A 17,371-nucleotide genomic window follows, 5' to 3' on the forward strand; every position below is an offset into this window, starting at 1 on the left:
GGATCGGGGTCGGGTCGGCCGGGCCGACCGGTATGGTGTGCGGCGCCCCGGCGAGGCGGATCACCACCGCACCCGCGCCGAGCGCACCGACCAGGACGGCACCGGCGGCGACCGCGGCGACGTGGCGACGCCGACGACGGGTGTCGCCACGGCGCCGGATCTCGGTCGCGTTGTGAACCATTCCCCGCCCTCCGTGCCGGGCCACCGCCCGCAGCGCGTCGTCGAGATTCCGGTCAGACGTCATGGCTCCTCCCCCCGCCTGTGCTCTGGTACTCGTCGTCGGCCAGGTGCGCGGCGAGCGCTCTGCGTCCCCGGGCGAGCCGCGTCTTGACCGTGTTCGGGTTGGCGCCGACCTCCGTCGCGATCTCGGCCACGCTGAGACCGACCAGGTGATGCAGGACCACGACCCGGCGTTGCTCGGCGGGGATGCGCCGCAGCGCGGCCACCACCGCGACGTGGTCGACCGTGGTCGCCTCGACGTGCTGCTCGGCGAGGTGCCGGCGGTGGGCGCTGAGCCGGTTGACCGCCTTGCGCCAGGCGCTCACCGCCACCCGGTACGCCACGCTGCGTACCCAGGCCTCCGGGCTGTCGCACTCCCGTACCGACGCCCAGCGGTCCCAGGCCCGGGCGTACGCCTCCGCCACCGCGTCCTCGGCCTCCGCCCGGCTGCCGATCATCGCGTACAGGTGCCCCAGCACCCGCTGGGCGGACGCGGAGTAGAAGGCGTCGAACTCCTCAGCGTCGCGCATCGATCATTGTCTCCACCCGGACTGGTCGATCGTGGTCATGACTACAGGATGCGGCGACTGATGCCGGGCCGCATCCCGTCGCGACGCCGGTGGCGGCCCCGACCCGAGTGTCCGTCGGCCGGGGCCGCCACCGGGGCGTCACCCGCGCCGGGGTGCCGGGCCGGTGTCGTTGAACCGGAAGCTACTCGCCGGCGGCGCGTCGCCCAACTCCTCCAGGATCAGGCCCGATCGCGCGGAGGTCCGCAGGTACGCCCACTGGTTGCTGATCACGAACTCCCGGGCACCGCCGCCGGCAGCCGGAGCGATCACGAACCGCTGGCGCGGGTCGCCGGCCCGGCAGGTGGCGCCCCGCACCACCAACGGCTGCGCGTTACCCGGGTTGTAAGCCTGCCAGCAGACCGGCTGCCCGGTGCCGCCGCCGTAGTACGACTTGATCAGGAACTCCTGCTTGCCCAACGGGGTCGGCACGAACACCTGCCGGCCCCGGTCGTCGTCCACCTCGGCCAGCCGCCCGCCGTCGAGCAGCGACAGCCCCGACTCGAACGCGCCGACCCGTACGATCGTGACCCGGCGCTTGCCGGAAAGGACCGGATCCGTGGCCTTGGTGCCCTGCTTCGCGGCACCGGGCGTCTCCGTCGTCACGACCGTCGCCGGCCCGACCGCCGGTCCGACCCCCCGTCCGACCGCCGGAACGTCACGCTCGGACGCCGACGCCACGCCGTACACCCCCACGGCGGCACCGGCCAGCGCCACCAGCCCCACACCGGCCAGCCATCTACCCACCAACACCGTTCTCCCCACCCTCCTGCAGCTGCCGCGGCCACGGGCCCGTCCTGCCGGCCCGAGGTCCTCGGTCGATACAGCCGGATGACGCGTGGAGCCGGGCGGTGGTTTCACCGGCACGCCACAACTTTCCTGGCGCGCGGCGGACGTAGGCGTCAGGGGTTCCGATCACCGGAGCGGGCACCGGCTCCCGAGGCCGATCACCGTTACCGGGCTGAGGTCGGCGCTGGCGGTCATCGGGTGATCCTCAGTTCCTCGAAGATCCGGTCGAAGCCCTGCGCGCCGTGCCCGGCGGCGATCTGCCGGCGGACGAGGTCGTGCACGGGGCGCAGCACCTCGGCGTTCATGCCCTGGTCGATGCTCGCCTGCACGATCGTGTCGAGGGCGCCCTGGGTGAACTCCAGGCTCTGCTGGCCGTCGCCCGCGTAATTCCTGGCGTCGATGATGGCGGCGGTGTCCGCGAAGGACCCGGTCATGGCGGCGAGGAACGGCGCTGCCCGGGTAGCGAACTCCGTGGCGGACACCCCTTCCGATCCGACCATCGCCGCGCCGTGCGTGAAGCCGGCGAACATCGTGTACATACCGGCGAGGATCGCCAGGTCGTAGAGCGAGGCCAGGCCGGCGTCGGTCCCGAAGTAGCTGCTTTCACCCCATCCGTCGAGCAGGCTCCGGTGCTGCTCGAAGGCGGTTGCCGAGCCGCTGTAGAGGAGAGCGGATCCGGGACCGCCGATCATCGCCGGGACGGCCATGATGGCGCCGTCGAGGTAGTCGATGCCGTGCGTGGCTGCCCAGGTGGCAAGTTCGCGGGCCTGGTTGGGCGTCGTGGTCGTGAGGTTGACGAGGGTACGACCGGACAGGCGCGCGGCCACGGGATCGAGTACGTCGTGCACCGATCGGTGGTCGAACAGGCACGCGACGATCACGCCGTCACCTGTGACGGCCTGCTCGACGGTGGCGGCCACCGCGGCACCGTGCTCGCCGAGGCGCTGCGCTCGATGCGATGTGCGGTTCCAGACAACGACGGGTCTCTCGGCGTCGAGTGCAGCCATCGCGAGCGCGCAGCCCATTGCGCCCAGTCCGAGGAACGTGGTGCTGGCCATCACATCTTCCTTCGCTTCGTCCAATGGTTCGTACTGGCGTGCCGCTCGCAATGCTTCGCCCACACCTCCCTTCGGACAAGTACCTACTAATTTGTTCGGTACTCACCTCGTGGTAAGTATTGGGCGTGGCCAGGTATCTCGGGAGGATTCGATGGCAGCAGGTGCGAGGCGCGGGCCGTACGTCTGCGGCATCGACGCCGCCATGGACGTGGTGTCGGGAAAGTGGAAATCGCTCATCCTGTGGGAGCTGAACAACTACGGCGCGCGCCGCTTCGGTGAGCTGCGGCGCGGTCTGCCCGGCGTCAGCGAGAAGATGCTCATCCAGCACCTGCGCGAGATGGAAGAGGACGGGCTGGTCCACCGTGAGGTGTATCGCGAAGTCCCGCCACGAGTCGAGTACTCCCTCACCGAAGACGGCACGTCCCTCAACGAGGCCCTCGGCCCGCTGGGCGCGTGGGGCACCGCCCGTCGGGAGCGCCTCACCATCGAACAGTCGGGTGTCTAGGCGGGGCGCCCGATCGGCAGCGCCGGACGGCACGGCCGGTTGACCGCCCTCGGCGGTTGTGAGCTGCGTTACCTATCCGCGGACCGGGAATCAGCCCGCCGGCTCCGGGTTGGAGCCAGATGTGACCATCGCACGACTGCCTGCCCTGCCACGCCCGGATCACTCGGAGCGGTCCCGGTGACCGCCGCATCGACAACCGCCGCACCGACGGCGGCGCTGATGCCGGGTGATCTGATGAGCCGCCGGCAACGCTTGCGGCTCATCCTCGTCCTCGGCTCGCTGATCGCGGTGGGACCGCTGACCATCGACATGTACCTGCCGGCGCTTCCCGCGATCGTCGACGACTTCGCCACCAGCTCGGCGGCGGTCCAGTTGACCCTCACCGGCACGCTGGTCGGGCTCGCCCTGGGCCAGTTGCTGATCGGCCCGCTGTCGGACGCCGTGGGCCGGCGCACACCGCTGATCGCGGGCACCGCGCTGCACGTGGTGGCCTCGGTCTGCTGCGCCCTCGCGCCGAACATCGTGGTGCTCGGCGGGCTGCGGGTCGTCCAGGGGCTCGGCGCCGCCGCGGCCAGCGTGATCGCCATGGCCGTGGTACGCGACCTGTTCAGCGGCGCGGCCTTCGCCCAGTTGCTCTCCCGGCTGCTGCTGGTGATGGGAGCCGCCCCGGTCCTCGCCCCGACCCTCGGCAGTGAGCTGCTGCGGTGGACGCAGTGGCGCGGGGTGTTCGCGGCACTGGCCGTCTTCGGCGTGCTGCTCATGCTGATCGCCGTGCTCGGCCTTCAGGAGACGCTGCCGCCGGCGCGACGCCAGCGCGGTGGGGTGCTGCCCACGGCCCGGCTCTACGGTTCGCTGCTGCGCGACCGCACCTTCGTCGGGCTGGTGCTGGTCGCCGGGCTGGCGATGGCCGCGATCTTCGCCTACGTCGGCGGGTCCTCGTTCGTCCTGCAGGGGCAGTACGGGCTCGACGAGCAGCAGTTCGGGCTGGCCTTCGGCGCCGGAGCGGTCGGCCTGATCGCGGCGACCCAGGCCAACGTCCGGCTGCTGCGCCGCTACTCCCCGCAGCGGATCCTGGCGGCCGCCCTGCTGGTGGGGTCGGCCGCCGGCCTGGCGCTGCTCGGGTTCGCCGCGACCGGGCTCGGCGGGCTACCGGCCCTGCTCGCCGCGCTGTGGCTGGTGCTCGCCGCGGCGGGCCTGGCGCTGCCGAACGCCCCCGCCCTGGCCCTGACCCGGCACGGCGAGGCGGCCGGTACCGCCTCCGCCCTGCTCGGCGCGGCGCAGTTCGGCATCGGCGCGCTGGCCGCGCCCCTGGTGGGCATGCTGGGCACCGGGGCGGTGGCGATGGCCCTGGTGGTGGCCGGTGGCCTGGTCTCGGCGCTGGTCGTGCTGCACCTCGTGGTGCGGCCGGCCCGGCTCGCCCCGCCGGAGCCGGAGCCGGTGGTCGTCGCCGCCCACTGACCGCACATGCCGTCGCCGTGGCGGCACACCGAAGAGCAGAGCCACGGCGACGGCGTGCCGCGAGGCTCGTCGGCGCAGGTCCACGGTGGCGCGGGTCGGCAATGTCGGTGGGGTGCTCTACCGTCCGGCGGCGTGAACGCAGTGCAGACGTACCGCTATCTCGCCTCCTCCGCGCTCGGCCAGGGCTCGCTCGCCCTCCAGACCAGCGGCGGGCCGGCGCCGAATCCCCGATTCTTCACCGGCTTCCTCACCACGCCGCAGGCCGCCGCGGTCGGCCTGCTGGCCGTGGCCGAGGTGGCCCGCACCCGCTACCACCGGCCGATCAGCCCGGCCAGCCTCGACCCGGTGGTCACCGGCAGCCGGGACCGGCTCCGCTTCGAGTCCTTCTCCGGCTGCTGCGGGGTGTACGCCCGGCTGGACGCGCTGCCGGCCGGGCTCGACGGTGACGTGGTCGAACACGGCACCACCAACGTCGACGTCAACACTCCGCTGCGCGAGGCGCTGACCCGGGTCGGCGGCCTCGACCCGCTGCACCTGTCGGTCGGCCCCGACGACCTGACAGTGTCCACAATGGACGGCGAGGTGGTGGAGAAGAAGGTTCCGCTGCCCGTACGCTGGCTGCGCGGCTTCGCCGAGGTGCAGGTGCTGGCCGCCCGGTTCGAGCCCCGGGCCGAGCTGCCGGCGGCCGAGGCGGCGGCGTTCCTGCGCCGGCTGCCGGCCGGCAACGACCGGTCGGTGCTCTGGGTGGTACCCGCCGGCCGGTCCCTGCGGTTGACCTCCCGGCCGGTCGCCGGGGCGGTCTGCCTGTCCGGCGCGAGCCGGCTGACCGCGCTGCGCCCGATGTTGCGCTTCGCGAAGGCCCTGCGGGTGTACGGGCCGACCGTGGCTCCCGGTTCCGCCCCGGTGCCGAGCGTCTGGGAGCTGGACACCGGGGCGCTCCGGCTGTCCCTCACCCTCTCCCCCGAGCCGTACCGGGGCTTCTCCGGCGAGGGCGCCGCGCTCACCGCGCTGGCCGGCGACGATGTGGTCGACGACGCCGACCTGATCTCCGCGCTGCTGTCCTGGGACCCGACCATCGACGTGGACCGGCTGGCCGGCCAGGCCGGCATCGACGCGGGGCGGGTCCGGGGCGCACTGGCGCAGCTCGGCACCGCCGGCCGGGTCGGCTACGACGTGGCCGAGGCGGCGTACTTCCACCGGGTCATGCCGTACGACGCGGGCCGGGCGGAGCGGGACAATCCGCGTCTGGTCGGCGCGCGGGCGCTGCTCGACGCCGGGGCGGTCGAGCGGGACGGCACGACCGCCACGGTGCGCAGCGGCGACGAGGTGTACCGGGTCCGCGAGCTGCCCGACGGCGGCCTCACCTGCACCTGTCCCTGGTGGGCCAAGCACCGCGGGCAGCGGGGGCCGTGCCGGCATGCCCTGGCCGTCCGGATGCTGGTCACCAATCAGGTCGAGGAGCGGGTGTGAAGCCGGCAAAGCAACTCGCCATCATGATGAGCACCGTGCGGCGCCAGCGGGAGCTGGCCGCCGGTGGCACGAGCGACCTGTTCGACCTGGTGTCGAAGGGCTCCGCCGATCCGATCGCGGCGGCCCTGGCCGGGCTGCCCGAGCAGCGCCGCCGGGAGATCGGCGTGGAGCTGACCGCCTGGTTCAAGAAGCGCGACCGGGAGACCTGGTGGGGTTCCGGCACCGGCACCGCGCTGGCGGTGGCCGTGGTCGGCTGCCTGCCCACCGCCGCACAGGCGGCGGCGATCCTCGGCCGCGGCTCGGTCGACCTGGACGGCGTCCGGGCGGCCGAGCTGGTCCGCGGCGTCGCCGCGGAGCGGGAGGTCACCTGGCTCGGCGACCTGGCCCAGCGGCTGGCCGGAAGGTTCAACCGGGATACCTGGGTCGACCGATGGCAGTTCGTGGCCGCGCTGCTGCACGCCGAGGGCGCCGAGCCACCGACCGACGATCGGTCCGTGCAGCTGTGGCTGAACGCGGTGGAGTTCCCGGACCGGTTTCGCCGGGGCCGACCGGTGCCCGTGGTCGACCGGCTGCGCGGCGACCCGTTCCTGCCGGCCATGCTGCCCCGGCTGTTCGAGGTGGACGGTCTCGGTGCCCCGATGATGTTCGACGTCGTGTACCGGGACTGGGAGAACCGGGAGCGGCACGCCCTGCTGACCGCGCTGGCCCGGCTCTCCGCCGACGGGGTGGTCGACCGGGTGCTGCTGCTCGACGGCTCGATCGGCCGGCTGCTGCGCGGCGACCGGCCCGGCGCGCTGCGCGCCTTCACCACCCTGCTCGGCCTGCTCCAGCCGACCACCGCCGAGATCGCCGCCCGCAGCACCGACTACCTACGCCTGCTCACCGACGCGCCCGCCCCGGTGGCCACAATGGCGCAGAAGGCGCTGCGGGAGCTGCCCGAGCTGGAGTTGGCGGCGGTCCTCGACGCCTCCCGCCAGGTGCTGGCGCGGCCCGACAAGGCGCTGGTCCGGGGCCAGCTCACCTGGCTCGACCGGCTGGCCCGCCAGCACCGGGACCGGGCCGCCGAGATCGCCGAGGTGATCGCGGTCGCCGCCGAGCATCCCGCCGTCGAGCTGCGGGACCGGGCAACCACCCTGGCCGCCCGGCACGGCTTCGACCCGGCACCGGCCGATCCCGGCCCGGTGGTCAGCCGACCGCGCGGCGACGACCTGCCCCCGCCACCGGCGCCCCAGCCGGCGCCAGCTCCGATCACCGAGGTGGACGAGCTGGCCGAGGAGGTCGCCGCGCTGTTCGGCACGCCGTCGCCGGGCACCGGGCTGGAGCGGATCCTCGACGGGCTGGTCCGGCTCGCCGCCAGCGACAGCAACCGGGTCGCCGACGCCCTGGGTCCGATCATCGAGCGGCGACACTGGTCCTGGGGGAACGAGCACAGCTACCAGCCGATGTGCTTGTGCGGCGTGGTGGTCGACCTGTTCCGGTCCGTCGTCGACCGGCATCCTCGGCGGCGCAGCCGCTGGGAGGCACTGCTCGCCGCCGTACGCCGCGTCGACCCGACCCGGTCGACGCCGGAACTGACCACCACCGATCCCCGGATGCCGCCGGCGCACCGCCTGCTGCGTGCCCGGCTCGCCGAGATCGGCATCCGCTTCGGCGAGCCGGGGCTGGCCGGCCTGCTCTCCGCCCCGACCTCCGGCAACGGGGCGCTCGACCCGCTCGCCCTGGTGGAGCGGCTGGCCGCGCTGGGCGAGCACACGCCGGGGACCTGGGATCTCACCCAGGCACTGCTGCGGCTGCCCGCCGACACCGACGAGGCGGTGGCCGGCAAGGCGGCGGCGCTCGGTACGCCGGCCGGGGACCGACTCGCCGCCTGGCTGCGCGACGGGGGGCTGCCGCAGCCGGTCATGCGGGCCACCCCGGTCAACCGGCGACCGCGTCGGTCCGGCTACGACTGGGAGTTCGACCAACTGCCGGCCCAGCGGAGCCTGGTCGAGTTGCGCCCACCGGAGGGGTACCACGACCGGTACGGGCTGCTCACCGCCGACCCGGCGCCGATCGGGATGGAGCACTCCGGCTGGGCGAACCTGTGGCCGTCGATCCTGCCTGGGCACCGGGGCGTGGTCGCCGCGTACGTGCTGCCGATGGTGGCCGGCACCGCGGACATGGACCAGCGCGACGGCACCGCGGTGTTGCCGTTGCTCGCCGAGGCCACCGGCCCGGGTGGGGTGGCGCTCGACCTGGCGGTGGCGTACGGTCTCGGCGCCCGGCACGGCGCGGACCGGGTCGCCACCCTGGACGCCCTGCTCGCGCTCGCCGCCGCCGGCCAGCTCGACGCGACGGGCACCGGCGAGCGGTTGGGGACGCTGGTCGCCGGGGGGTTGGTGAAGCTGTCCCGGGCGGTCGAGCCGCTGCGCGACGCCGCAGCGGCGGGCGCGCCGCTGACCGTGTGGCGGTTGCTGGCCGCCGCGCTGCCGGCGCTGCTCACCGCGCCCACCGCGCCGCGGGGCGTACCGGACCTGCTGACCCTGGCCACCGAGACGGCCACCGCCACCGGTGTACGGATCGAGGTGCCCGGGCTGGCCGAGGTCGCCGGGCGGGGCGGGGCGAGTCGGCTGGTCACCGAGGCGCGCCGCCTGCACCACGCGCTGGCCACGCGGTGACCGTGCCCGGGCGCGGGGCCGGTCGTGGCCGATCCCGCGCCCGGTGCGGTGGTTCACCTCGTCGCCCGTAGCCCCTCGAAGTACGCCTTCATCGCCGGGTAGTAGTCGTCGAACGACGGCATCGGCGCGTCCTCGCGGGCCGCCACCAGACGATCGAGGTAGTACTCCCAGCCGGGCCCGACCTCGCCGATGCCCCGGACGTCGTCCAGGTGGTGGACGAAGCGCAACTCGGTCCGGTCGCCGCGCTCGGTCAGCAGCAGTTCCATCCGCCAGTCGCCGGACTCGTCGCGCATCGACAGGGCCAGCCGCCGGGGCGGCTCGCATGCGTCGATCCGCACCTCCGACCAGGGCGTTCCCTCCTCGAAGGCCATCTGCACCCGGATGCTGGCGCCGGGCGCCGCCGCGCCTTCCCAGGGGCCGAACCAACGTGCCGTGCGCCCCGGCTCGGTCAGGCTGGCCCAGACGTCCTCGGCGGGAGCCCGGAAGGTGCGGGTGACGGCCAGGTCACCCCCGCCGCCGGCGCCGAACAGTTGCCCGGTTGGTTTGTGTGTCACGCGGATCGCTCCTTCGCGGCGTAGGGTGCGCCGCCGGTGCGGCGGTCGCGGCGGGCGCGGTAGACCTCGGTCTCCAGGGCGTCGAACCGGCGCTCCCAGGCGTCGGCCGGGGTGAACTGCGTCAGCCACCGGATCAGGTCGGCGAACCGGGTCGGGTCCAGCTCGTACAGCCGCTGCCGGCCGACCACGGTGTCGCGCACCAGGCCACTGGCGCGGAGCACGCGCAGGTGGCGGCTGATCGCCGGGCGACTGATCTCGAACTGGTCGGCGATCTGACCGGCCGGCAGCCGGCGCTCCCGCAACAGCTCGAGGATGCGCCGACGGACCGGGTCCGCGATGGCGGCAGTTACCTCGTCCACCGGATAAGCGTAACCGATGAGTTACGTGTTTGCCGACCGTATGCGGGCCGAGGAGGCGCCGGGTTCAGTGGCGGGCGGGCTTGCGGGCGTGGACGCGTTCGATGGCGCCGTACGTCAGACGTTGCGTGTCGACCGTCTCGAGGCCGAGTCGCCGGACGGTATGCAGCGGGCGCCGGGTGTAGTGCTCGCCCTGCAACGGGATGCTCACCAGCTCGGCGACGTGCTGGACGGCGCGGACGACCGGGTGGGACGCGACGATGTGGTCGGCCAGCAGCAGGCTGCCGCCGGGCCGTAGCACCCGGACCGCTTCGGTGAGGGCGGCCCGTTCGTCGGGCACGCAGCACAGGCTGAAGGTGCACAGCACGGTGTCGAACTGGTCGTCGGCGAAGGGCAGCGCCGCGGCATCGGCCCGGGCGAGCGCGACCCGTCGGCCCGACCTGCTGGCCCGCCGGGCCGCGACCCGCACCATCTCCGGGCTCCAGTCGACACCGATGACCTGCACGTCATCGGGATAGTGCGAAAGGTTCAGCCCGGTGCCGACGGCCAGTTCGAGGGTGGCGCCGGTGGCTCGCTGGCACACCCAGCGGCGGCTGTCGGCGAGCAACCGACGCTCCATCGTGGCCGTCTTCTGCTCGTAGCCGGCGGCCCGGTCGTCCCAGTAGTGGATGAGTCGCGCGCGTCGTGGCACCTGGGTCCCCCGATCCTCCCGGTCCGCCTCCGCCCGGGTCCCGCAGCCCCGCGCGGGCCCCATCGTGCCACGCTCGACCCAACTTCCGGTCCGCGCGCATCCACTGGTCGCCAGCGATCAGGTGGTCGTGAAGCCCCGGTCGAGTACGCGGGCCAGCCGGCGCTGCCAGGTCTTGGCGTCGCCGAGCACACCCGGGTACTCGTCGGCGAAGTTGCGCCAGTCGATGCGCCAGTCGAGCGCCGATGCGGCGGTGAAGTCGTCGGCCTCGGCGCCCAGCTCCGGCCGGAGCAGCTCACGCACGAGTTCCAGGTCCACCGTGGTGTGTTCGGCGAGGAGCACCGCGTCGTACAGGTCCTTGCCCTGCGGGTAAATGTCGGTGGCGAGCCACATCAGCTTCCAGGCCAGCGACAACGCCGGGCTGGCCGCCTTCACCTCGACGCCGTCCAACTCGACCGTGACGGGTTCGAGGGGCAGATGCTCGTTGAAGACGAAGTCGGCCTGCACGGATCCGGTCAGCCCGTCGTCGGTGCCGAACGGGATGACCAGCCGCCGCCCGTCGGCGCGTTCGTACGTCCAGATGTCGGTGGTCTGCACCAGGTCGGGGGCGAGCCCGGCGCCGGGCCGGTCGCGCAGCGCCTGCAGGACGCCCGCCAGCATGGCCCGGGCCTCGTCGCTGTGGATGTACATCGAGAACGGCAGTACGACGAAGTCGACGTCACCCGGTTCCCGCGCGGCGGCGCCGAGCCAGGCGGCCATCGTGACGCTGCCGCGCAGCACCAGGTGCTCGGCCCAGCGGGTGTCGGCGACCACTTTGATCAGGTGGCGCATGGCGGCGCGGCGGGCGGCACGCCACCGTTGGCCGGTGTCGGCGTCGGAAAAGACCGGCTCGCCCGCCCGGTAGGCGTTGTCGTACTGCTTGACGGCCGGGTCGAACGCGGCCCGTTGCCGTACCCCGGGCCGGCCCGGCAGCGGCTTGTAGGTGGCGGGGTAGCCGGGCTTGCCGGCGGGTGCCTTGCGGGCCTGGCTCTCCCGTTTCAGGGTCCAGCTGTCCGGCTTGTCCTCGGGTTGGGTCAGCCAGCCCTCGTCGAGTTCGATCCGGTCGTCGGACACGACGTACTCCTGCTCGACGGCGACGATCTCCTGGCCGGCGTCGCGCAGGGCGGCGACGAGTTCGTCGAGCCGGGCCCGAGCGGTGGTGCGTCCGACCCGGTGGCACCGCTGGGTGACGAACCGCTCCCGCCGACCGTCGTCCCGGACGCGGCGGGCGTTGCGCGACAACCGGGCCTCGTGCCGCTCGGCGACCTCGGTCACCGCCACCAGGGTGGACACCCCGGCGGGCAGCAGGAGCTTGACGTGGTGTTCGAAGTAGCGGTCGCTCGGTTGACGGGCCGCGTCCAGGTCGGTGACCGGCACTCCGTCACACCACGGCGCTGCCTCGATCTTGACCCGGGCGACGGGGATTCCGGCGGCGCGAAGCTTCTGCGCCCACCGCTCGGCGGCGCCGCGCTGCTGGTCGAGGGAACCGGATCCGGTGAGGGTCAGCATCGGCTGCGACGACGTCTGCCCCCGGTCCAGCACCACGTGGGTGTACTTCAGCCCGTGTTCCTCGGCGAAGCCCGCCAACTCCCCGGCGTACCCGGAGTGGACGGTGACGTGCACCTCGAAATCGCCACTGACATCGTTCGTGAAGGTCTTCCCGGACACGCCGCTCACTGTACGAGCAGTCCCGGGACCGGATGATCAGGGTTTCAGGACCACCTTCATGCACTCGTCCTGCTTGTTCTTGAAGATGTCGTAGCCCTCCGCCGCGTCGTCCAGCCGCATGGTGTGGGTGATGATGAAGCTCGGGTCGAGCTGTCCCCGGCGGATGCGGTCCAGCAGCGGTCGCATGTAGCGCTGCACGTGCGCCTGCCCGGAGCGCATGGTCAGCGACCGGTTCATGAACGACCCCATCGGGAACTTGTCGATGAAGCCGCCGTAGGCGCCGATCGCGGCGATGGTTCCACCGTTGCGGCAGCTCAGGATCGCCTCCCGCAGGGCGTGCGGCCGGTCGGTCTCCAACCTCGCCGCCTGCTTGACCCGGTCGTACGCGTACAGCGCGGCCGAGGCGTGATGGCTCTCCATGCCGGCGGCGTCGATGCAGGCGTCCGGACCACGCCCGGCGGTCGTCTCCCGCAACGCGTCGAGGACGTCGGTCTCCTCGTAGTTGATGGTCTCCGCGCCGGCCTTCTCCCCGGCCATCCGCAGCCGGTACGGGTAACGGTCGATGACGATCACCCTTTCCGCGCCGAGCAGGAAGGCGCTGACCGCGGCGAACTGGCCGACCGGCCCGGCACCCCAGACGGCGACGGTGTCACCCGGGGTGATGTCGCACAGCTCGGCGGCCATATAGCCGGTGGGCAGCACGTCGGACAGGAACAGCACCTGCTCGTCGGAGAGGTCGTCGTCGACCTTCAGGGCACCCACGTCGGCGAAGGGCACCCGGACGTACTGAGCCTGTCCGCCCGCGTACCCGCCGAGCAGGTGCGAGTAGCCGTAGATGCCGGCCGGAGAGTGCCCCATGGCCAGCTCGGCGATCCCCGCGTTCGGGTTCGAGTTCTCGCACAGGGAGTACAGCCCGCGCTGGCAGGAGGCGCAGTCGCCGCAGGCGATCGGGAAGCCGACGACCACTCGGTCGCCGACGCGGAACCCGTCGCGTACGCCGGGGCCCAGCTCCACGATCTCGCCCATGAACTCGTGGCCGAGCACGTCGCCCCGGCGCATCGCGGGACTGAATCCGTCGAGGAGGTGCAGGTCCGAGCCGCAGATCGCCGACGAGGTGACCCGGACGATCGCGTCCCGCGGGTTGACGATCTGCGGGTCGGGCACGTCCTCGACGGCGACCCGGTTGGGTGCGATCCAGCAGTTCGCCCTCATCGGCTCGCCACCGGCCACTCGACCCGGGTCGCCGGTGGCCGCCCGGGGCGCTGCCTCAGCTGTTGCTGCACGCTGATGCCGTCGGGGCTGCCGTCCGACCGGGTGATCTCGCCGGTCTCGATGACCTGCTTGAACCGCCGCAGGTCGTCGCGGACCTGCTGCTGCGGGTCCTCGCCGAAGGCCCGCGCGACCAGGGCGCCCACCTTGCGGCCGGGCGGGGTGACCTCGAGTTCCACCCGCACCTCCGTGCCCCGCCCACCGGCGGCGCGCCGGAACTCCACCCGCCCGGAGTTCGGCACCGGCGATCCGTCGACCGACTGCCAGGCGATCAGCTGGTTGGGCCGGTCCGCCACGATCTCCGCCTCCCACTCGACGGTTCGGCCGGCCGGGGCCTTCGCCGCCCAGCGGGTCCGCCCGTCCCCGCTCCGCCGCACGGACTGGAGGTGGTACATGAAACGCGGCAGGTTGTAGAAGTCGTGCCAGTACCGGTAGGTGTCCTCGACACTGCGGTTGACCGTCACCGACGCGGTGATCCGCTCAGCCGCCGGCATCCGGGGTCGGCCCGTCGCACGCAGTGCCGCGTACAGGTCCATCGCGGTGAGGCCGGCCACCGCCGAGGTGGCGAGCACCAGGCGCCGCCGCCGCGGCCCCCGGCGGGAACGCAGGGCCACCGCCAACGCGGTCAGGTCGACGGCGTCCCCGGCGACCCGGGTCCACGCACCCCACCCGGCGCGGCGGGGAATCAGCAGCGTCGCGGCGTGCCCCAGTTCCCGGAGGCCGGCGATCCGCAGCACGGTCCGGGCCGCCCGGGAGTCGTCCACCCCGCACAGCCGGCTGGCCCGGGGCCCAGCGCCGAGGGAGGCCACGCCGAGGCCGAGACTGAGCCAGCCCAGGAAACGGGCCACCCCATCTACCCCCGTGGTCTGGCTCGCCCGCTCGATACCCAGGGAATCCGTCACCGACCGGACGCCCGTCGTGCTACGTCGGCTCATGCCCGTCACTCCTTCATCTGTGGTGCCACCGCAGGTGCCAGCGCACCCCCGTCGACTTGGCGGCGGGGCGCGTCTTCCCGGAAATCGCGTGATCACGCGAAAATCCCCCGAGCGCCGCAGTGGGCACGCTCGGGGTAGGAGGCCGACCTGCGTTCCGGCAAGCGCCGGCCGTGATGGGGTACGGGCGGACGGCACGCAGCCGTCGGCGCCAGCACCGTGGTGCCGGCGCCGACGGCGACGGGTCAGCGCTTGGCCTGTTGCTTGGCCATCTGGGGCTGCTCGCCCTTGCCGACCCTTCGCAACGCCTCGCGCAGCTGGTCCTCGCTCATCTTGGAGTTACCCTCGATGCCCGCACTGTGCGCCTGCTGCCGCAGCTCGTGCAGCTTCTCCCGGTCACCCATGTCGACCTCCCCGTACAGTCGGCGGCGTGTCCGCGCGGACGTTGGATTCCCGGCCCGAGGTACGGCAAACCGCCTCGACCGGCCGCCGGAGCGCGGTGGAGCTGGACCGACTCGTCCGACTGAGGCGGAAGGTGACAGCTAGGGCGAAACGTCGCCATAGGGTCCGGTGACGGCTGCGTCTGTCGCGGGCGATCGTGGAGCCGACCGGCGGTAATGGTGAAGCTCCAGCAGCACCCAGCCGAGCGACACCACCCCGATGACCACGTACGCCAGGGGTGCGTTGAAGGCATCCCAGCCGACATGCAGGATCACCGCGCCCAGGTACGTGACCACGAACAGCAGCCACCGGCGGGCGCTGGGCGCGGCGGCCAGGGCGAACATCGCCGCGGCGGTCACCCCGGTCCAGGACAGGTGCGCGGCGGGTGCGGTCAGGCCCCGGAACAGCAGCACCTCCTCGACGGCGCCGAGGCTGCCCTTCGACACGACCAGCGCCCGGAGCGCGTACCCCATGGTTTCGAGCGCCGCGAAGCCGGCACCGGACGCCACCCCGATCACCAGGCCGTCGCTCGGGGATCGGGGCCGCCGGCGCCACAGCAGCAGGATCACCGCCGGTACGACCAGCTTCGCCGCCTCCTCGATCAGCCCGACGTACACGATCGGCAGCACGCCGAGCCGGCGCAGCGTGTCGTACTCGAGCCCGCCCGCGGCGACGACGCCGATCACGCCGCCGAAGACGGCCGCCACGGTCACGATCGAACCGGGGACCCGCCACCCGCCGGAGCGAGCCTGCGCGAAGGTGAGGAACGCGGCCGGCGCGATGGACGCACCGAGCACGATCAGCAACAGCAAGAAGATGATGTTCCGGGTCACGACCAGAGCGAGGAGCACCAGCAGGTAGAGCGCGATGCCGACGAGCAGCACCACGAGCCACGCCCACCGCCGTCCGACGGTTGCCATGCAGCGAGTATCGCAACGTCACCCCCTCCCGTCGGGCCGTTACGTTCCGATCAGACGGCCACCATCCTCAGAAGTCACACCCGCCCCAGAGCGGACACCTGAGGCCAACGGAGGCCATCCCGCGCCGTGCATGCTGGCGTTTCCTGCTGGCCCAGCGGGTCCGTGACGCCCACCCGCCGGAGAGGATGATCCGCGCACAGATCCGCCGACTGCGGACTTGCCGCCGGCCTCGATCAGGAGAAGTTCGGCACTCCCAGTGACGCAGGTCCAGCCGCAGCGGGTCGAGCGGAGCCAACTGCGTCGAGGTGGCCGAACTGCACAACGGGGCCGCCGTCCGAGACCGCAAGGACCGGAGCGGCCCGATCCTTGCCCTCGACGCCGAGGGCTGGCGCAGCTCCGTCAACTCTCAAGATCCATGAGCCAACCACACAACGGCCTGGCCGCAACCGGAAGAGCCGGTGCAGCGTTCAGGGACAGTCAATCTTGGACAGTTACCGTTACGCGCTGACGGTAACTGTCCAAGATTGACTTCCACGCCGCGGCGGTCTGCCGCTCACGGACGAGCTGGTCGGCGCGCCGGCCGTTGGTGACCCCCGGGTACGTCCCCGCCCGGTCGTCCGGCGTTGAGTTTGGTGGGCGGAGAGGGCGCCGCGCTCGGCCGGCTGACCGGCCAGCGGTTTCGGCCGGCTGTCGGCTGTCGAGCCGTGGGGCGCCTGGCTGGCCACCGGCCGGCAGAAGACACGGGCAGGGATGTTGACATCACGGTCGGTGACGTGATGCACTCAGGCACATCGGTAATGACAACCGTGTTCGTTAACGATCCGAGGAGAAACATGTCTCTCACCGTGCCGTCGAGCCTGCTGCGCGCCGCCGAGTCCGGGTCCGTCGCCGACGAGGAGTTCGTGGCCTGCGTACGCGAATCGTTGCCGTACGCCTGGCAGACCGTCAGCCGGGTGGCGGCGGCGCTGGAGTCGTCCGACGCCGAGTTCGCCGACAACGAGGTACCTCCGCCCGGTGAGGCGGAGCGGGGCCAGTTGTTGCGCGCGCTGGCCAGCGACGCCATCCGGTCCAGCCTGGAGCGCCACTTCGGCGTTCGGCTGGCCTTCCAGAACTGCCACCGGGTGGCGGCGTTCCGGCCCTCCGCCGTCGACTCCGACACCTACCGCCGGTTCGTGTCCATCCGCGGCCAGTTGCTCAACCAGTCCCCCGAGCTGCTTAACTGCTGATCCGCCCGGGGATCACGCCGCCGGCACCGCGATCTGGATCGGGGTTGCCGGCGGTGTCGTCGAGGACCGCGGTGCCTGACCGACCCTGGCGCGGAGCGCGACATCTTGCGACCCTATCGGCGTGTACGACTACGACGTGTTGGTGCTGGGCTCCGGACCCAGCGGGCAGAAGGCCGCGATCGCCGCCGCCAAGCTCGGCCGGCGGGTCGGCATCGTGGACCGGCGGGACATGATCGGCGGGGTGTGCATCAACACCGGCACCGTGCCGTCCAAGACCCTGCGGGAGGCCGTGCTCTACCTGACCGGCCTGAGCCAACGGGACCTGTACGGCAGCAGCTACCGGGTCAAGGAGGAGATCACGGTCAGCGACCTGGCCGCCCGCACCCAGCACGTGATCAACCGGCAGACCGACGTGATCCGCAACCAGCTGGCCCGCAACCGGGTCGCGATGATCACCGGCACCGGGCGGTTCGCCGACGCGCACGCGGTCTGGGTCGACGGAGGTTCCGGCCGCGAGTCCAAGGTCACCTTCGACAAGGCCATCATCGCCGCGGGT

At 72.6% G+C, this 17,371-nt stretch carries 17 protein-coding genes and 2 pseudogenes; 7 read left to right on the forward strand and 12 right to left on the reverse strand.

Annotated elements, in window-relative coordinates; translation table 11 throughout:
• The 4 genes and pseudogenes from C1I95_RS22080 to C1I95_RS22095 form a co-directional block, all read right to left on the reverse strand.
• A pseudogene (locus tag C1I95_RS22080) lies at positions 1 to 244 on the reverse strand (RICIN domain-containing protein); the annotation flags it as partial.
• Entirely contained in the window at positions 234 to 749 is a 516-nt protein-coding gene (locus tag C1I95_RS22085; protein ID WP_111216212.1) for a sigma-70 family RNA polymerase sigma factor, read from the reverse strand. The gene C1I95_RS22085 and the pseudogene C1I95_RS22080, both read right to left, overlap by 11 nt.
• 138 nt (positions 750 to 887) lie before the next feature.
• Positions 888 to 1,538, reverse strand: a complete 651-nt coding sequence (locus tag C1I95_RS22090) for a hypothetical protein (RefSeq protein WP_111216215.1) — start codon at positions 1,536 to 1,538, stop codon at positions 888 to 890.
• Positions 1,539 to 1,765: 227 nt separating this feature from the next.
• Positions 1,766 to 2,695, reverse strand: coding sequence for an NAD(P)-dependent oxidoreductase (locus tag C1I95_RS22095; protein WP_233513801.1), 930 nt, complete (start codon positions 2,693 to 2,695; stop codon positions 1,766 to 1,768).
• Between the two features lie 88 nt (positions 2,696 to 2,783).
• On the opposite strand from C1I95_RS22095, the gene C1I95_RS22100 reads away from it, so the two are divergent.
• The 4 genes from C1I95_RS22100 (at position 2,784) to C1I95_RS22115 (ending at position 8,722) form a co-directional block, all read left to right on the forward strand.
• A complete protein-coding gene (locus C1I95_RS22100) occupies positions 2,784 to 3,137 on the forward strand; it encodes a winged helix-turn-helix transcriptional regulator (protein ID WP_111216219.1) in 354 nt (117 codons plus the stop codon).
• Positions 3,138 to 3,371: 234 nt separating this feature from the next.
• Positions 3,372 to 4,595 (forward strand): multidrug effflux MFS transporter, encoded by a 1,224-nt coding sequence (locus C1I95_RS22105; RefSeq protein ID WP_111216239.1) that lies wholly within the window; start codon positions 3,372 to 3,374, stop codon positions 4,593 to 4,595.
• A 132-nt stretch (positions 4,596 to 4,727) separates the two neighbouring features.
• The gene (locus tag C1I95_RS22110; RefSeq protein ID WP_111216221.1) at positions 4,728 to 6,065 is read left to right on the forward strand and encodes an SWIM zinc finger family protein; all 1,338 of its coding nucleotides are present in this window, start codon (positions 4,728 to 4,730) and stop codon (positions 6,063 to 6,065) included.
• Positions 6,062 to 8,722 carry a DUF6493 family protein gene (locus C1I95_RS22115; protein WP_233513802.1) on the forward strand — a complete coding sequence of 887 codons (2,661 nt, stop codon included), beginning with the start codon at positions 6,062 to 6,064 and terminating at the stop codon, positions 8,720 to 8,722. Before C1I95_RS22110 ends, C1I95_RS22115 begins: the two co-directional genes overlap by 4 nt.
• Positions 8,723 to 8,775: 53 nt before the next feature.
• On the opposite strand, the gene C1I95_RS22120 is transcribed toward C1I95_RS22115, so the two are convergent.
• The 8 genes from C1I95_RS22120 to C1I95_RS22150 all read right to left on the reverse strand — a co-directional run bounded on the left by C1I95_RS22120 (position 8,776) and on the right by C1I95_RS22150 (position 15,589).
• Positions 8,776 to 9,276 carry an SRPBCC family protein gene (locus tag C1I95_RS22120; RefSeq protein ID WP_111216224.1) on the reverse strand — a complete coding sequence of 167 codons (501 nt, stop codon included), beginning with the start codon at positions 9,274 to 9,276 and terminating at the stop codon, positions 8,776 to 8,778.
• Positions 9,273 to 9,635 (reverse strand): metalloregulator ArsR/SmtB family transcription factor, encoded by a 363-nt coding sequence (locus C1I95_RS22125; RefSeq protein ID WP_111216226.1) that lies wholly within the window; start codon positions 9,633 to 9,635, stop codon positions 9,273 to 9,275. The genes C1I95_RS22120 and C1I95_RS22125 overlap by 4 nt, the downstream gene beginning before the upstream one ends.
• Positions 9,636 to 9,699: 64 nt before the next feature.
• Positions 9,700 to 10,323 (reverse strand): class I SAM-dependent methyltransferase, encoded by a 624-nt coding sequence (locus C1I95_RS22130; protein WP_233513803.1) that lies wholly within the window; start codon positions 10,321 to 10,323, stop codon positions 9,700 to 9,702.
• Between the two features lie 117 nt (positions 10,324 to 10,440).
• Positions 10,441 to 12,027, reverse strand: a complete 1,587-nt coding sequence (locus C1I95_RS22135) for a nucleotidyl transferase AbiEii/AbiGii toxin family protein (RefSeq protein WP_111216243.1) — start codon at positions 12,025 to 12,027, stop codon at positions 10,441 to 10,443.
• A gap of 36 nt (positions 12,028 to 12,063) precedes the next feature.
• Positions 12,064 to 13,239 (reverse strand): zinc-dependent alcohol dehydrogenase, encoded by a 1,176-nt coding sequence (locus tag C1I95_RS22140; RefSeq protein ID WP_111216245.1) that lies wholly within the window; start codon positions 13,237 to 13,239, stop codon positions 12,064 to 12,066.
• The gene (locus C1I95_RS22145; protein WP_111216230.1) at positions 13,236 to 14,231 is read right to left on the reverse strand and encodes an SRPBCC family protein; all 996 of its coding nucleotides are present in this window, start codon (positions 14,229 to 14,231) and stop codon (positions 13,236 to 13,238) included. Before C1I95_RS22145 ends, C1I95_RS22140 begins: the two co-directional genes overlap by 4 nt.
• Before the next feature lie 242 nt (positions 14,232 to 14,473).
• On the reverse strand, positions 14,474 to 14,632 hold the full coding sequence (locus C1I95_RS35340; protein ID WP_158566445.1) for a hypothetical protein: 159 nt from the start codon (positions 14,630 to 14,632) through the stop codon (positions 14,474 to 14,476).
• A 138-nt stretch (positions 14,633 to 14,770) separates the two neighbouring features.
• Positions 14,771 to 15,589, reverse strand: a complete 819-nt coding sequence (locus C1I95_RS22150) for a PrsW family intramembrane metalloprotease (protein ID WP_111216232.1) — start codon at positions 15,587 to 15,589, stop codon at positions 14,771 to 14,773.
• A 272-nt stretch (positions 15,590 to 15,861) separates the two neighbouring features.
• Between C1I95_RS22150 and C1I95_RS22155 the strand changes: the two are divergent.
• The 3 genes and pseudogenes from C1I95_RS22155 to C1I95_RS22170 all read left to right on the forward strand — a co-directional run.
• Positions 15,862 to 16,008 (forward strand): annotated as a pseudogene (locus C1I95_RS22155) (DUF397 domain-containing protein); the annotation flags it as partial.
• Between the two features lie 414 nt (positions 16,009 to 16,422).
• A complete protein-coding gene (locus tag C1I95_RS22165) occupies positions 16,423 to 16,815 on the forward strand; it encodes an SCO5389 family protein (RefSeq protein ID WP_111216237.1) in 393 nt (130 codons plus the stop codon).
• 121 nt (positions 16,816 to 16,936) lie between these two features.
• Positions 16,937 to 17,371 (forward strand): FAD-dependent oxidoreductase (locus C1I95_RS22170; RefSeq protein WP_146605791.1); only part of this gene is annotated, 435 nt, incomplete at its 3' end.

Origin of the sequence: Micromonospora craterilacus, from assembly GCF_003236315.1 — a bacterium.
Lineage (GTDB): Bacteria > Actinomycetota > Actinomycetes > Mycobacteriales > Micromonosporaceae > Micromonospora > Micromonospora craterilacus.

Excerpts from the sequence above, each read along its gene's own strand:
- C1I95_RS22085 (WP_111216212.1), bottom strand. The coding sequence starts at position 749 with ATGCGCGACGCTGAGGAGTTCGACGCCTTCTACTCCGCGTCCGCCCAG.
- C1I95_RS22100 (WP_111216219.1), top strand. The coding sequence starts at position 2,784 with ATGGCAGCAGGTGCGAGGCGCGGGCCGTACGTCTGCGGCATCGACGCC.
- C1I95_RS22105 (WP_111216239.1), top strand. The coding sequence starts at position 3,372 with ATGAGCCGCCGGCAACGCTTGCGGCTCATCCTCGTCCTCGGCTCGCTG.
- C1I95_RS22140 (WP_111216245.1), bottom strand. The coding sequence starts at position 13,239 with ATGAGGGCGAACTGCTGGATCGCACCCAACCGGGTCGCCGTCGAGGAC.
- C1I95_RS22145 (WP_111216230.1), bottom strand. The coding sequence starts at position 14,231 with ATGAGCCGACGTAGCACGACGGGCGTCCGGTCGGTGACGGATTCCCTG.
- C1I95_RS35340 (WP_158566445.1), bottom strand. The coding sequence starts at position 14,632 with ATGGGTGACCGGGAGAAGCTGCACGAGCTGCGGCAGCAGGCGCACAGT.
- C1I95_RS22150 (WP_111216232.1), bottom strand. The coding sequence starts at position 15,589 with ATGGCAACCGTCGGACGGCGGTGGGCGTGGCTCGTGGTGCTGCTCGTC.
- C1I95_RS22165 (WP_111216237.1), top strand. The coding sequence starts at position 16,423 with ATGTCTCTCACCGTGCCGTCGAGCCTGCTGCGCGCCGCCGAGTCCGGG.